Raw genomic sequence first — 15057 nt, forward strand, 5'->3', positions numbered from 1 at the left:
TCCTCTTCCCCAATAGACGCCCGACTTTCAAAACCCAACCATCAATACGACAATGACCAAACAGGAAATATTAAGCAAGTACGCACAGGACCGGACCCGCTGCACCGTTTACACGCGCGTCATGGGCTATCACCGCCCTGTGGAAACTTTCAATGCCGGCAAACAGGGCGAGTTCCATGACCGCGTCCACTTCGTGGAACCGGGCCGCCCCTGCTCCTGTTCCGCCCAAACGGAACAGCCGCGATAATTCTCCCAACAACATATGCGAAGTCGATGGGAACGGGTCGGGGCATAGCAGACATCACGCCGCTCACCTTGCTGGATTTTCCAAATAAGGTGGCTTGCATCTTCTGGCTGAGAGGCTGTAATTTGTTTTGTCAGTACTGTTACAACGTCTCTCTGGTCAGGGGAACGGATTCTCCCGCCGGAGACCGGACGGACTACCTTGATTTTCTCAGAGATCGGGTGGGATTTCTGGACGGAGTAGTCCTGTCCGGCGGCGAGTGTACGCTGTGTCCCGACCTCATCCCTATCTGCCGCAATATACGGCAGCTTGGCTTCGCAGTCAAAATAGACACTAACGGCACCCGGCCCGGCGTGGTGAAAACGCTGGTGGAAGAAGGGCTTTGCGACTATATTGCACTGGATTACAAAGCGCCGGAAAAACTGTTCGGCTCCATTACCGGGCGTCCGGACTTATTTCCCTTCTTCACTCAAACGCTGGATTATCTGATCAACAGAAATTTCCCGTTTGAGGTGCGGACGACAATCCACTCCGGCCTTCTCGGGGAAAAGGAAATCAACCAGATCAGCGGGGATCTGACGTCGCGCGGCTATAAAGGAACCTACTACCTCCAGAACTTTTTTAATACAGAGGAAACGCTCGGCCAAATCGGCGCTCCTGAACGGATGATTGACTTATCCCTGCTAAATACGCACATCCCCATAGGGTTGCGCAACTTCCCCATCACGGAGAAAACGCCCGGCTCCAACTCTGGAAAACAATAGCCGTCCCCTCTGACATAATTTTTTCAAATAAAAGTTTCTATTTGTAAAATCGGGAGTACCCTTCCGCCCGCCAACCATATCACCAACTATTATTCATGAGTGAAACCCAAAACAAGCTGCTCAAGGCAGCTATCAGCCTGGCCGCCGCAGGAGTCGTCTTCTTCCTGCCTTTCGCTTCATGGGGAATCCAATTAAGCCCTATTGAAATCCGCGTTATCGCCATGTTCGTCATGGCGGCGCTTTTCTGGATTCTGGAACCCATCCCTATCTGGACCACCTCCGTGATGGTCATTACCCTGTCCCTGCTGTGCGTCTCCAACGGCTCTCTCTCATTCCTGATGCCGGAGCGTTATGACAAGGCGGCGGTATCCTCCATTCTGGATGACGCCATAGGCAAAGGGATCAATCCGGAGATAGTCGGTAAACTGAAGGAAAATGTTGAAACCCGGCTAAATAAGAAAACCAAGCTGGACGCGGAAGAAGTGAGGATGACCCTGGGGTTCCAGCTCATGGACGCTTATGAAAAAATAGATCTGAACGCGCAGGAACTGTCCCGTGAAGGAAAAACGGAAGAAGCCGTCAGGCAGGAATCCATAGCCGCCCAGCTCAAGACCGCGGCCGGACGCCTGTACAGCAAGGAAATAACCTCGCGCATCCAGGGGCTGCAATTTGTCAACACCATGCAGCAAAAATCCACAATGGCCACCTTTGCGGATCCCATCATCATGCTTTTCCTGGGCGGCTTTTTCCTGGCTGCGGCCGCGACCAAATACAGGCTGGACATGAACCTGGCCAAAGTACTTTTGAAACCCTTCGGAACCAATCCCAAATTTGTGCTTCTGGGGCTGATGTCCGTAACGGCCCTTTTCTCCATGTTTATGAGCAACACGGCTACGGCCGCCATGATGCTCGCCATCCTGACGCCGGTGCTGTCCCTGTTTACTCCGGAAGACAAAGGCCGCGCCGCCTTTGCCCTGGCCATCCCCATCGCCGCCAACCTCGGCGGCATCGGAACGCCTATCGGCACGCCCCCCAACGCAATCGCGCTGAAGGCGCTGCAGGGTATGGGGCTGGACGTTTCCTTCGGCAAATGGCTCATGTTCGGCATTCCTTTCGTCATCGTCATGATTCTGATTGCGTGGCTTCTCCTGCTGTGGCTGTTCCCCATCTCCCAAAAGAAACTGGAACTGCAGGTGGGTGGTAAATTCCTGAGAACCCCCAAGGCCATTATCGTTTACGTTACCTTTGCCGTTACCGTCCTGCTGTGGGTAACGGGCAAGGGAGTGCACGGGCTGGACTCCAATACCATCGCCATGATTCCCATCGCCGTCTTTGCCATTACGGAAACCATCACCAGGGAAGACTTGAAGAAAATGGGCTGGGACGTGCTCTGGCTGGTAGCCGGCGGCTTTGCCCTGGGGCTGGCCCTGCAAGACACCGGACTGGCAAAAAATCTGATCGGCTCCATTCCCTTTGCCGAATGGTCCCCCTTCCCGCTCATGGTGGGCACGGGAATCATCTGCCTGTTCATGGCCACCTTCATGAGCCATACGGCTACGGCCTCCCTGCTCATTCCGATTATCGCGGTCGTCGGCGTCAACATGGGCGACAATCTGGCCCCTATGGGCGGCGTTACCGCCCTGCTGGTATCCGTGGCGTTCGCCTCCTCCCTGGGCATGAGCCTTCCCATCAGCACTCCCCCCAACGCCCTGGCCTATGCCACCGGCCTGGTCAGTTCCAAGGGGATGGCCGTTTCCGGCGTCATTCTGGGCATCCTGGGCATGATTTTGACCTATGTCATGATGATGATTCTTGCCCAATGCCATGCTTTTTAAATAAGATAATGTTCCACGCCGGGGCCACATGCCCCGGCATGGTCAACATCAACGGGAAAAGCGCCATATGATCATTGAACAGGAGGAATTCCAGAAAAAATTAAAACGCATCAATCTGGCGTATTTTTCCGATCCGGACCGCATTATTGCCATCAGCAAGGGAAACAGCGTCGTCCGCCAGGGGGAACAGAACAAAAGGCTTTACCTGATTTTATCCGGCAGCGTGGTCTCCTACCGCCACGTCGTTAAAGAAGACCCGGAAACAGCTTCCACGTCCCATAAAATCTATAAGGCGTTCCGGGCAGGCCCCGGAGACTATTTGGGAGTGCAAAGTTTCTTCTCTGGATGGTTCCGCAGCTCCTCCGATCTCATTGCGGAAACTGATTTGGAACTGGCCTATATCGACACCGCTACCCCCGCCGTGGACGAGGAACGCTACGGAACGCTTCTGGAACAGTTTGTTCCCGCCATTGTCCATGAACTGGCGGCGCGCAATACCCGTGTCTTTGACCGCACTGCGGAAAAGGAAGAAGCGCTGCGGATGCTCCACCGTTCTGAAATGGCCGCCACCCTGGGGCAGTTATCCGCCGGAATAGCCCATGAGCTCAACAATTCCCTGGGAGTTCTGTCCCGTAAAACGGACTTTGTTCTGGAATCTCTGGACAACATGTTCCGCCAGGAAAACGCCTTCCGGTACACCCTGTACAATAAAGGGTTGGAAGGGTCTTCCTCCGCGTCCACTTCCGAACAGCGCAGGCTGGCGCGCCAGTTTGAAAAAAATTACGGGCTTTCCCAGGACGTGGCCAAGGCCCTAGCCCTGATTCCGGACATACAGAATCAGCCGGAACTGCTGGACAAGCCATTCCTCAGCCAGCTGGAACAAAACCTCCCTTATTGGGAATTGGGACACGACTTGCATGACATGAAACTGGCTGTCCGGCACGCTACAGCCATTGTCCGCTCCGTTCGCCTGCTGGGGGGAGGCAACACCAGACGGGAAGAAGGGGTGAACGTGACGGATTCCCTTACGGAAGCTGTTGCGCTGGTCAAGTCCAGTCTGCGCGGCGTTGATTTTGAAATGGTCCTGCCTCCCAGGGACGCCGTGCCCGGCATTTTCGCGGATATGACGGAGCTCGTTCAAATTTGGATCAACCTGCTTCAGAACGCCTGCGACGCGCTGAAAATAGAAAATACCCCCAACCCTTCCATCCATGTAGAATGCCGGGTGGAAAAAATCAGCAGCAAGGACCAGACATCCCATACCACCCGCGAAATTCTGGTCTCCGTCACGGACAACGGCCCCGGCGTTCCAAAGGACTTGCATGAAAAAATTTTCCGTCCCAACTTCACTACCAAAAAGAAAGGGCTTTCCTTCGGCCTGGGGCTGGGGCTCACCATCGTCCGGCGCATTGTGGACAGCTACGGCGGCCGCATCCGCCTGGAGAGCGTTCCGGGCCATACCGTTTTTACGATAATCATACCAACCATCAACAATCATGGAAAAAATTAACATCATTTGCGTGGACGACCAGCCGGAAGTCCTGGACAGCGTTTTGCGCGACCTTCGTCCGCTGAATTCCTGCTTCCGCCTGGAAGGGGTGGAATCCGCATCCGAATGCCGCGAACTGTTGGAAGAATTCGACCAGGACGGAGAACTGACGGGACTGATTATCTCCGACCACGTCATGCCGGGAGGTTCAGGAGTAGAATTGCTTGGAGGCATCGCCAAAGACGACCGTTTTGCCGGGACGCGCAAAATCCTGCTGACCGGCCAGGCCACCCACGCGGACACCATCCAGGCCGTCAATGACGCGCACATTGACAACTATCTGGAAAAGCCCTGGGATCCCGCCGTTCTCCTTACGACCGCCCGCAAACTGCTGACCAGGTTTATCATGGACAAGGGCATCGACCATACTCCCTATATGTCCTGCCTGGACCAGGCCACTCTGCTGGATTACCTGCGGAGAAATTGAAGGGCCGGAAGAAATACGCCGCCCCTCCGCTTTTTCAAAGCACGCATCCCCATCCGCGCAGGGCATTCCCCTGCCCTGCGCCAAGGAAGGGAACAAAACCGCTAACCGCCTTCATGTTTGATATTCTGCTCCAACATAACACCCTGGTTCTCTTTGGAATCATCTTTTTTGGCATCGCTCTCGGCAGCATTAAAATATACGGACTGAACCTGGGTCTTTCCGGCGTTCTTTTCGTGGCGCTGGCCGCCGGCCACTACCGCCTGGCCATTCCCGACGGCGTAGGGCAGCTGGGCCTGGCTCTCTTTGTATACTGCGTGGGCCTCAGCGCGGGCAACCGCTTCTTCTCCGCCATTGCCAAGCAGGGCAGCAAGCTGGCCATCATGTCTGCGGTGATTGTGGGAGTGTCAGCTTTATTCACCTGCCTCTTCGGCATCTGGTTCAACATTCCCGCGGGAATATCTTCCGGCATCTTTGCCGGCGCATGCACCAGCACCCCGGCGCTGGCGGCCGCCACGGAAAGCCTGCCGGGAGCCTCCGGCAGCGGCGTCAGCATCGGTTACGGCATCGCCTATCCGTTCGGAGTGGTGGGCGTGGTCCTTTTCGTCCAGCTTCTGCCGCGCCTGCTGCATTTTGACCTCAACAAGGAGGCCAAAGCCATGCATTCCAGACAGGAGGTCAGCATCATTTCCCGCCTTGTCCGCGTCACACAGCCCAACCTGATAGGCCAGAACATTGCGGACTGCAAGCTGCTGGACGGCCTGCACTGCATGGTCACCCGCGTGGTTCGCAACGACAGGCTGATGCCCCTGACGCCGGAAGACACGTTCCGGGAAGGAACGGAAGTCCTCATTGTGGGCAACAGCGACACCATGCGCCACGACATCGCCTTCCTGGGGGAGGTATGCGACAATCCCTACCCCATGGACTCCCAGAAGGAGCGCCGCAAACTGATTCTGACAAACAAGAACTATGCCGGGCACAAGCTCCGCGACCTGAAAACCCTGCGTACGGACGGCGTCATTATCTCCCGCATTTCCCGCCTGGGCTTCACCTTCGTCCCTACGGGGGAAACCACGCTGGAACGCAACGACGTGCTGACTGTAGTCGGTTCCCCGGAAAACCTTACCAAATACGGGGACAAAATCGGCCACCGCAGCCAGGACATGAACCAGACGGACCTGCTCTCCCTGGGCTTCGGCCTCTCCCTGGGCATCATTCTGGGCCTGGTCAACTTCAGCTTCGGCAACGGCGCGGGCATTTCCCTGGGCATTGCGGGAGGCCCCCTCATCGTCGCTCTGCTGCTCGGCCACTTCGGACGTCTGGGCCCCATCGTCGGCTACATCCCACGCCCCACCCGCCTTCTTTTGCAGGATCTGGGGCTGGTTTTCTTCCTGGCTGACGCCGGCATCAAGGGCGGAGCGGACCTGGTGGATACGGTAGCCACCCACGGCGCCGCCGTCTTCATCATGGGCGTCATCGTCACCTGCTCCGGCATGTTCGCCGGCTACTTCGTGGGCATGAAAGTCTTCAAGATGAACATTCTGGAATGCCTGGGCGGCATCTGCGGCGGCATGACCTCCACCCCGGCCCTGGGAGCCATCGCCAGCAAGACGGACTCCCAGGCCCCCGTGGTCAGCTACGCCACCGCCTACCCCGTGGCCCTTATCCTGATGACTATCGTCGCCAAGGTCATCATCCAGACCATCGGCGGCGTGGTGGGAATTTGACAATGGCAGAGATCATCTGACCTGAAAACTATTATCTCTGTTTTACCGCTTCAGCACGGGGTTCCATTCTTTTTCCGAATGGAACCCCGTTTTCATCATCTTGCGGGAGGGATAGACACAAAAATCATCCCGGATTCGGCTCCGAAAATCCAATGTCTCTCAGAGCCAATGACCCCAATTTTCCATTTGAAAAAATCCTTTTGCCGTCAATATCATTTTGATATAAAAGCGAAATATGAAATGTATTTTTCATATTCAAAAAAATCATATTTTATTGACATTTTTTCAATTTATGTTGCCATGCATTTAAGTCTGTCTTTCATACCTTATGAAAAACATCCTCTGGCTTTTCCTTTTCAGCATGCTCATGTCTATAGAGAGTTTTGGCGCTCTGGCTTCATCTGAAGCAGACATACAAACACTGCTTTCTTCAGGGCGGTCCTCCTTCATTGCCGGTAAAATCCGGGAAGTCCTGCGCAGCCGGCTTGATTCCGGCCCGCTTACCTCCGACAAAATACGAAAACTGATTCAATCCCCTCAAGTGGCGGCATTGTGCTGCCTGCACCAGTTTTTCAATACTGCCGAAGGAGGGAAACCTTTCACTCAGGAGGAACTCAAGGATCAGGTCTTCAGGAAATGGCTTTCCAGCCACCCGGAAGTATTCAACATGCTCGCCCAATCTGGTCCAGCCGGCAAAAGTACTCTTTCCGTTTTTTACCAAATCTGGAATACCAGCGATCAGAATTTCAATCCCGTTGAACTCAGCATGGCATTGGGAGCCGGCCTTGTCGCAGACATCTTTTCTCCTGAAGAATGCATCGCCAAATTTAACTTCTACCGGGATTCTCATCACCACGCCAAATGCTATCCACAGGCAGAAACCTTGCAACCCTGGGAATGGGCCATCGTATTCCGGGGAAAAGAAGGTCTTGAAGATCTGGCATGGGCACAGCAATTTATCGCAGGGAAAAAAATCAGGCCGGAGAAAGCCGGAAGCAGATTTCCCGGATTCATTCCCTACCGTAAAAAGAATGACAAAGGCGTCAGCGTCCATGCCGGAAGCGCTTTTTATGACCACAAACCCATCACGCTGAAACTTTACACGGAATACGGAGGAGTATGCGGCGCCGTCTCCAAAGGCGCAGCTGGATTCCTGCGTTCCAAAGGAGTTCCCGCTTACCCGATTGGACAGCCGGGACACTGCGCCTTCGTATGGAAACACCCCAATGGCCACTGGCAAATCGGCAACAATCTCGGCGGCTGGAATTGGGCCAGCGGCGGCGCTCAGATTCCCTGGAAAGGCCCTGTTCAACTGGTGACAGCTTACGATTCATTCATTCATCATCCTCATGCGGAAGAATCGGCTTTAACGTATTATCTGTCCTTCTGCACACAAAAACAGGAACATGTGGAGTTGCTCTTGCGGGAAGCGCGTCAATTCAATCCCTTCAATTATCCTGCGTGGCAGCGTTATCTGGATATCAAGGCCAAAAACGCCAGCGACCGGAGAAAACTCGCCTTGCTCAGGGAACTGGCTCAAGCGATGCCCAATGAGCACAATCTCATTTGGCACGCGGCGAAAAGCGTGCTGAATATCCGGGAAAACAGGGTGAATCCCTATGAACTCTATGCCTGCGCGCTCGGCCCCGACTGCACGCCCCATGCGGAAGAACTTTTTACCCGCCTGGTCTGGAACAGATTAATGGGGGATTGTCCTGAAATCAAAGGCGTCGCCGAATACAAGCCGGGCTTTACCGGAAAACATCTGTCCTTATGGACCCAAAAGGGAAAACACGCCGTATGGACACCTAAAATGAAAAAATATTCGGTCAAAGTGATGCAAAGAGTCATTGAAGCGCTGACGGAAAGGGATAAGACGCAAAAATACTATGTGGAAACCTATCAAACCCTGTTAAGCATCTGGGGGGATAGGAAGTTAAACAGAGAGGGAAAAGAGTTTATTGAAAAAATTTCCGCCTCAACGGAAAAGAACGCGGAAATGAAACCCGGCTCCACGAAAATAAATTGATATGAAGAAGAAACCATCCATACGAATATGGCCATATATCGCGGCAATGCTCCTTTGCTCTTTCAGCTTCCTGCCCGTTTCGGCGGATTGCAAAGTTGAGGTAGACAAGTATATTCCCTATACTACCGCCAGCGGTTCCAAACCGGCTACGTTGAGCGCGGCAGAAAAAGGATTAGGCAAAATTTCCAAAAAAGTATTGAGCGAAATTGCCCTCCAGGCCATCAAAAAAGCGAGCGGCCTCCTTACCCTGGCTGAAAATCTGAAAACGGATAAAGCTTTCCGCCACGTGCATATCGTTTATATCTATCGGTTTGTCCATCACGGAAAGGTAGAATCAGAATGGAAAATAGGCCACATGACCAATATATCCCGGTCCGGAGTGGACTACCATCCTCCAAAAGATGTTCCTTATGTAGTAAAGGAAGGAAAAATAAAAATTAAAAATCTCTTGGAAAAACAATTAAAAGAAGACTGCAAAAACCATCAATAACCTGAACAGAAACATGAAATCCATATCAAACATATTCGCCATATTCTTCTCCTGCATGTTGGGGCTCATCAGCCAGATTGAGGCACAGGAAGAACATCCCCGGCAGCCGGACGCACAGCAGCAGGAAGAAGAAAAAGATACCCCTGTCATCACCAACCCTGCTGTGTTTAATGAGAAGGATTTGGACAAGCTCCTGGAAAAACAGCGGGAATATATAAAAAAACATTATCCGGATTACAAAATCGTCATAGAGGGGCAAGAGCAGGATTATTTTGACAGCCGTCACTATTCGGAGTTTGATTTACAAAACGAAGATGAGGAATGGGTCCTGACCATCCGTTTCGATATTGAGGAAGCGTACCAGGCCTACATGAAAAAACATCAAAAGGAAATAGAACGGGAAGCGGCCCGGCTCATCAGGGAGGGCCTCATCAAGATTGAATGATCGGCCTTTTCCTGTAGAAAAAGAGAGAAATATCGGCAAACCGGCATTGGAATGCGCCTGTCTTCTGCCGCATTGGCTGTATACCCTCACCTCTAAGAGAACTCCTAACTCATCACATCAGTAAGGCGGCTATGGCTCCCACGCCAAACGCCGATTTCATGATGAAGCCGGAGCATCAGGGTTTGTTTCCGCCACCTCCAGGCAGACGGACTGGAAGGCCTTTTTCCAGCGGATGCGGATGCCGGCGTCCATCAGGAAATCGCCGCCCAGCACCTGTTCGTGAACGTTCGTGAGAGAGCCGTCCTCATTCATGTTGATTTCCCGCACCAGATATCTGACGGCAGGATTCAGGCCTTTCAGGCGCAGGGGCGGAGGGGAATCCGCCAGCCATTTATCCATCAACCAGGCGAAAACAACCGCCCGTTTTCCGCATACATACATCAGGGAGGCCACCCGGCTTTCATACGGGGACGATAGGCGGTACAAATCCCCAAACTGGACTACGGGACGGATGCGCTTGTATTCCGCCAGAGCACGTTTGGCAAAGGCTATGTCCTCCTCCGTCATGTCGCACGGCTGGAGTTCAAAGCCAAGCCGTCCGGACATGGCCACGTCAAACCGGAATTTGAGCGGCGTGGAGCGGCCCGTCTGGTGGTTGGGGGAGGCTGTCACATGGGCGGCCATGGAAAGAGCCGGGAACAGGTGGCCTATGCCCCACTGCATGAACACGCGTTCATAAGCGTCCGTATTGTCGGATGTCCAGAATTCATGATGCCTCCGCATGGTTCCATAGTCGGCGCGGCCTCCGCCGGAAGAACAGGCCTGGAATGTCACATCCGGGAATTCCGCCGCCAGCGTATCAAGAACGTGTTCATAGCCCCGCACATAGTCAATGGGCAGATTCCCCTGGCGGCAGGCGTCCAGCCAGAGGGAGCCGGGGTCGGAAATTTTGCGGTTGCAATCCCATTTGACGTAGGAAATGCCCGGATGTTCTCCAAGCAGCTTCCGCATGGCGTCAAGAATGTACCTGCATACATGAGGATTGCTCAGATCCAGCAAATACTGGCTGCGTTCCTGTCTGTTTTCCCGGTTTGGGAGACCGATGACCCACTCCGGATGGTTCTGATAAAGCTCCGAATGAGGGTTCACCATTTCCGGCTCCACCCAGATGCCGAAGCGTATCCCCAGTTTTTCCGCATGGCGGATAAGGCCTTCCAGCCCATGGGGCAATTTAGCGCGGTTCACCTGCCAGTCCCCCAATCCCGCGCGGGCGTCATTGCGGGGGAACCGGTTGCCGAACCAGCCGTCATCCAGCACAAAAAGCTCTATCCCCAAGTCCGCCGCACGTTTCATCATGCCGTGCAGCACTTTTTCCGTAAAGGTAAAATACACCCCCTCCCAGGAATTCAGCAAGGTTGGCCTCTCTGTTACTCCGCCGCGCAGGCCATAGCGGCGCGCCCAGCGGTGGATGCGCCGGGAGGCCTCTCCCTTGCCGTCTTTACTGTGCGCCAGAATGAGGGGCGGCGTTTCAAACACGCCGCCGCCGTCCAGCAGATAGGACGCGGGAGCCGTATCCAGCCCCGCCCCGGCAAAAAGGTAATGATACGGGCTGTGCCGGAACCATATCCGGTAATTGCCGGACCATGCCAGCGCCCCCAGAATCACTTCCCCGGAATCCTCCCGCGCCGGACCGTCCAGAGAGATGATGAATCCGGGGCTTCCCTCCTGGGCGGTGCGGGCGCCGGTTCCGGATACCAGGGCAAGTTCATGCCCCCGGGCCACTTCTTCCTCACTCATCAGGGACTCGCCGCCCCAGGTGCCGCGGAAGCTGGTGACGAAATACCGTTCTGCGCGCAAACCCAGTTGTGCGGACGCAGCGCGGTGCAGGCGGATGCCTTCTTTCCCTTCGTTCCGAACAACCGCCCACTGCAAAAAGGTGTCCGATTCCCTGTGAGAGCGCACGTGGATTTCCACCCGCACAGGGTAGGAAGGGTCCTTCCCATAGAAGACGGCTTCTTCCCGGTCGTCATCCAGTTCCAGCACTTCCCAACCCCGGCATTCCAGACTCAGGGAAAGGGCCCCGTCCGCCTGGGTCACGCAAATGCAGTACTCGCCGGACGCATTGGGAAGCCCTGTTACGGAATCCGCCAGGGAGGAATACAGGAGAGGAGCATCCGCGGCGTTTTCCAGGGCATCCTCCGGCTGATGCAGCCTCGGGCCGTAATAGGCGCGGCGCACACGGCCCTGTTCATCTTTGTACAGGGTCATCTGGGAGGAATGGGTCAGCAGATGAACGGAATCCGGAATCATGATCGGCAAACGTGGAAGGGGCCAGTTACTTATGCAGGCAGGCAAAAACGCTCCTGCCTTATCCACATTAAGGGCCTCCGCGGACGGGGAAGTCAATGGCAAAATGACAGGAGCTGCCGAACGGCTTCCCTACTCCTTCCACAGAAGGGAAGAGGGGCGGAATTTCATGGTTTTCGATTCATGCACCAGCAGCCTGCCGCCGTTTTCCGGATGGCGTACGATGCGGGCGCGGCGGCGCTTGACGCGGAAAGTGCCAAAGCCCCGGAATTTCACCAGAGACCGCCTCCGGACCGACCGCGCAATCGTATCCAACACCGCGTTCAACGCGTGTTCCGCCTGCCGGGAAGTAACATCCTTCCCCAGCTCACGCTGGAGCTCCCTGATAAATTGTGTTTTATTCATAGGCCGCCCAGCATGACCTGCCCCGTTTCTCCGGTAAAGAGGCAACGGCGTGCGCTCATTCCTGCCACCATACCCGTACAAACGCCCCCTTCCATTCCGGTCTGCGAGTTTCCTCCTTGCCCCCGCGGACCGGCCCCATTAAGGTTCCGGGGAGATGCCTCCCCCAGCCGCTGATGCCCCGTGCCCGGAACAAGCGTTCAACGCAACTGCGCTGAAATGGCACACCTGCGCCTGGCTTCTGCTGCCTGTCCTGGTGTTCCTGGCCGGGTGGATGCACTGGTACGCTGCCCTCCCTCTCACGCTCCTGACGGCGGCGGGGCTGGCGCCCCGAAAACGCAAGGAACCGCAGAAAAAGAATTCCCTTCCCGCCTTCCCCCTGTTCACCCGCTCTTCATTTCTCGCCTTGGCGGCGTTTGCCGCCCTGATGATATTTTCCGGCTGGGGGGAGTGGGTCAACCAGCACCCTGACCATATCGTCAGAAATGCCTGCCTTCGTGAATTGGTCGCCAGCCCGTGGCCCGTCATCTTTCCGGACGGGAACGTGCTTATTTACAACACGGGGTTCTGGCTGGTCCCAGCCCTGGCGGGAAAACTGGCGGGGCTGGACGCCGCGCGCGTGCTTGTCGTTCTGTGGGGAACCTGGGGCCTGTTCCTTTCCTGGCTGTGGCTCTGCGTTTTCTCCGGACGCCGCTCCCTGCTGCTCGCCCTGCTGATGGCGGCATTCGGCTCTCTGCTGAATTTCCAGTGCTGGCTGGGGCTGGATCTGTTTCGTCTGCATTACTTCGGCACGGCGGAACAAATCATGTGCAGCGCAAACGCATCCATTCCTGTTCTGCTTTTTTTCATCTTCCTGGCTTCAGGACGCATGCCCCTGTACTGGATCCCTCTTCTGTTCGCAGCCACGGCCTTTTATTCCCCCCTCGCAGCCCTTGGAGGGCTGCCCCTGGCGGCCTGCCAGTGGCGCCGCCAATGGAAAGGCGTCCTCCCTCTCCGGGATGTCCTGCTCCATCCCTCCTTTTCAGCCGCCGTTCTGCTGGGAGCGTGTTTTCTTCTTTACTATGGGGCGGTAAATGCGCCATCCTCCCACATGGGCATGCGGCCTTTTTATACGCGTCCGGGGGATTTCCTGCTTATGGCGACCTCATCCCTGCTGTACGCCCTGTTCTGCTGGCGGGATTTCCGCAAAAATCCCCTCTTCATCTGTACGCTGGCAACCGGCCTGATTCTGCCTTTCTTTTACGTGAACGGAGACGTCAATGACCTGCTTTGCAAAGGAAGCGTTCCGGTCATGGCCTGCCTGCTTGCCTTTCTGGCTTCCTCCTGGACGCGGCATCCCGGTCTCCGCGTCTGGATATGGCTTTTGCTGGCGTTCGGACTGGCGCCCCGGTTCAACATTCCCTATTATTGCTGTTCTTCCAGCGCCCTCCAGGCGGTTCTGGCGCCTCCGGCTTCGGAAACAGAATCTTCTTCCTTCGCCAGCCGGGAGTGGAAACAGCTTTTCTATGCGCCCCAGGCGCGCCGCCAGGATGAATGGGGCCGCACCATGCACCACCCCGGACACCGGTGGTATCCCTACTATTCCGGTACTCCCCAGCCGTGGCTGCGCTGCATTTACCGTTTTTAACGGAACCTGCCCCGGAAAAGGATTTCGTACAACACCTTCTGCCAAAAAAGCTGGAGAAAAGCCGGACGGATTTTTTCGCCTCCTATAAAACAAAAGAACTTTTAAAGCCGTTCTTCTTTATACCGGCTGGGTCATGGACAACCGGGAATCCCTCCATATATTCCGTTTCCTATTTGGCCTTGCGGGAAAACTCCTTCCAGGCTTCTTCAATAATTCCGGCAAGAGGTTTCCCATACTTGTCCACTTCACTTTTGGTAAACAGGCTCTTGATCAATTCTCCGGAAACAGGGTCAATGATAAACACGGCGGGAGGGCCAAGAACCACATACGGCGCACGGGGGGAATCCGCACATCCCACGATTTTTGCGGCTTCTTCCGGAACCATTTTGAAATTAAATGTCCCCGGGGAATTTCCCGGCACCTGTTTGGTGTCCACCAGCCAAAATATAAATTTCTTCCCGGCGGCATTTTTGAAATTCGCTGTTTTGATGTATTCCCGGGTAAAAATATTGCAATGAGAGCACCATGAAGAACCGGTCAGGTAAATCACCAGCGGCAACTTTTTCTTCATAGCTCCATTGCGGAGTTTATCAAAAATGGGGCTGCCCGATTTATTGACTTCAGGTATCCTGTTTTTATTGGCAAAACCGAAGATTGGAGGACGCTGTTGAGCTACGCCGGCCTGGGGGGCGAACAGTCCTAAAACCGCTGCGGAACAACATAAAAAAAGGAAAGACCTCATACGTGTTCCTACTATAAATACTATCCGGGGATAGTCAAACAGCAAGCGTTCTCCGGGTTCCAGGAAAAAAGAAATGCCCCTTACATGAACCATAGCAGGGCTATTCACTTGCCAAGTCCGAATGAAGCTGTAAGAATCCGCGCCATGAGAAAGCTCCTGATCCGCTCCTGTCTGATTGCCGGGCTGGCCTGGACCTCTTCCTGCACCTCCAACAAGGAAACGGCGCCTCAGGACCCCGCCCCAGTTCCAGCCGTTCAGCCGGAACAAACCGCCCCGGCGGACCATCCCGCTCCCTGGGCGCCCGCTCCGGCGCAACAGGACATTCTTCCAGAGGATGAGAATGAAGAGTCCGCTCCGGGGCCGGCTGTCTTGCCGGGCGATTTCCGTCCCGGACTGCGCACCCCTCGGCTGCCGGAAACCCTGTTGTATGATCTGGACGGCAAGCTGATTACCCCTTCCGCCCCATAAT

General features: G+C 55.0%; 16 protein-coding genes. 12 read left to right on the forward strand and 4 right to left on the reverse strand.

Going from position 1 to position 15057, the window contains the following annotated elements; genetic code table 11:
* The first annotated feature begins 52 nt into the window (after positions 1–52).
* The 7 genes from nrdD (at position 53) to CI070_RS13900 (ending at position 6951) form a co-directional block, all read left to right on the forward strand.
* Positions 53–247, forward strand: coding sequence for an anaerobic ribonucleoside-triphosphate reductase (gene nrdD / locus CI070_RS05410; protein WP_012419909.1), 195 nt, complete (start codon positions 53–55; stop codon positions 245–247).
* 26 nt (positions 248–273) lie between these two features.
* Positions 274–1008, forward strand: a complete 735-nt coding sequence (locus tag CI070_RS05415; protein WP_094136535.1) for an anaerobic ribonucleoside-triphosphate reductase activating protein — start codon at positions 274–276, stop codon at positions 1006–1008.
* A gap of 95 nt (positions 1009–1103) precedes the next feature.
* Complete coding sequence (locus tag CI070_RS05420) at positions 1104–2843, forward strand: SLC13 family permease (protein ID WP_094136536.1); 1740 nt, start codon at positions 1104–1106, stop codon at positions 2841–2843.
* Positions 2844–2910: 67 nt separating this feature from the next.
* On the forward strand, positions 2911–4353 hold the full coding sequence (locus CI070_RS05425; RefSeq protein WP_179218410.1) for an ATP-binding protein: 1443 nt from the start codon (positions 2911–2913) through the stop codon (positions 4351–4353).
* On the forward strand, positions 4340–4819 hold the full coding sequence (locus CI070_RS05430) for a response regulator (protein WP_094136538.1): 480 nt from the start codon (positions 4340–4342) through the stop codon (positions 4817–4819). Before CI070_RS05425 ends, CI070_RS05430 begins: the two co-directional genes overlap by 14 nt.
* Before the next feature lie 113 nt (positions 4820–4932).
* Positions 4933–6546 (forward strand): aspartate:alanine exchanger family transporter, encoded by a 1614-nt coding sequence (locus tag CI070_RS05435; RefSeq protein WP_094136539.1) that lies wholly within the window; start codon positions 4933–4935, stop codon positions 6544–6546.
* 78 nt (positions 6547–6624) lie between these two features.
* The gene (locus tag CI070_RS13900; RefSeq protein WP_218824883.1) at positions 6625–6951 is read left to right on the forward strand and encodes a hypothetical protein; all 327 of its coding nucleotides are present in this window, start codon (positions 6625–6627) and stop codon (positions 6949–6951) included.
* A 25-nt stretch (positions 6952–6976) separates the two neighbouring features.
* Here the strand turns inward: CI070_RS13900 and CI070_RS13510 are convergent, their stop codons facing one another.
* Positions 6977–7399 (reverse strand): hypothetical protein, encoded by a 423-nt coding sequence (locus CI070_RS13510; RefSeq protein ID WP_218824884.1) that lies wholly within the window; start codon positions 7397–7399, stop codon positions 6977–6979.
* A 30-nt stretch (positions 7400–7429) separates the two neighbouring features.
* Between CI070_RS13510 and CI070_RS05440 the strand changes: the two genes are divergently transcribed.
* The 3 genes from CI070_RS05440 to CI070_RS05450 are packed head-to-tail and all read left to right on the forward strand — an operon-like array spanning position 7430 to position 9510.
* Entirely contained in the window at positions 7430–8575 is a 1146-nt protein-coding gene (locus CI070_RS05440; RefSeq protein WP_179218411.1) for a hypothetical protein, read from the forward strand.
* A gap of 1 nt (position 8576) precedes the next feature.
* Positions 8577–9065, forward strand: coding sequence for a hypothetical protein (locus CI070_RS05445; protein WP_143245631.1), 489 nt, complete (start codon positions 8577–8579; stop codon positions 9063–9065).
* Between the two features lie 13 nt (positions 9066–9078).
* Positions 9079–9510: a hypothetical protein gene (locus CI070_RS05450; protein ID WP_094136542.1), complete on the forward strand. Its 432-nt coding sequence runs from the start codon at positions 9079–9081 to the stop codon at positions 9508–9510.
* Positions 9511–9666: 156 nt separating this feature from the next.
* Here the strand turns inward: CI070_RS05450 and CI070_RS05455 are convergent, their stop codons facing one another.
* Positions 9667–11820 carry an alpha-galactosidase gene (locus tag CI070_RS05455; protein WP_094136543.1) on the reverse strand — a complete coding sequence of 718 codons (2154 nt, stop codon included), beginning with the start codon at positions 11818–11820 and terminating at the stop codon, positions 9667–9669.
* A 129-nt stretch (positions 11821–11949) separates the two neighbouring features.
* Positions 11950–12222 carry an HU family DNA-binding protein gene (locus CI070_RS05460; RefSeq protein ID WP_094136544.1) on the reverse strand — a complete coding sequence of 91 codons (273 nt, stop codon included), beginning with the start codon at positions 12220–12222 and terminating at the stop codon, positions 11950–11952.
* Positions 12223–12376: 154 nt separating this feature from the next.
* Here CI070_RS05460 and CI070_RS05465 point away from each other — a divergent pair, with 154 nt between their 5' ends.
* Entirely contained in the window at positions 12377–13846 is a 1470-nt protein-coding gene (locus CI070_RS05465) for a hypothetical protein (protein ID WP_094136545.1), read from the forward strand.
* A 169-nt stretch (positions 13847–14015) separates the two neighbouring features.
* Here CI070_RS05465 and CI070_RS13045 read toward each other — a convergent pair whose 3' ends face one another.
* Positions 14016–14588 (reverse strand): thioredoxin family protein, encoded by a 573-nt coding sequence (locus CI070_RS13045; protein WP_143247158.1) that lies wholly within the window; start codon positions 14586–14588, stop codon positions 14016–14018.
* 144 nt (positions 14589–14732) lie between these two features.
* Between CI070_RS13045 and CI070_RS05475 the strand changes: the two genes are divergently transcribed.
* Positions 14733–15056: a hypothetical protein gene (locus tag CI070_RS05475; protein WP_094136547.1), complete on the forward strand. Its 324-nt coding sequence runs from the start codon at positions 14733–14735 to the stop codon at positions 15054–15056.
* Position 15057: the final 1 nt, after the last annotated feature.

This window comes from Akkermansia muciniphila, assembly GCF_900184965.1.
Lineage (GTDB): Bacteria > Verrucomicrobiota > Verrucomicrobiia > Verrucomicrobiales > Akkermansiaceae > Akkermansia > Akkermansia muciniphila_A.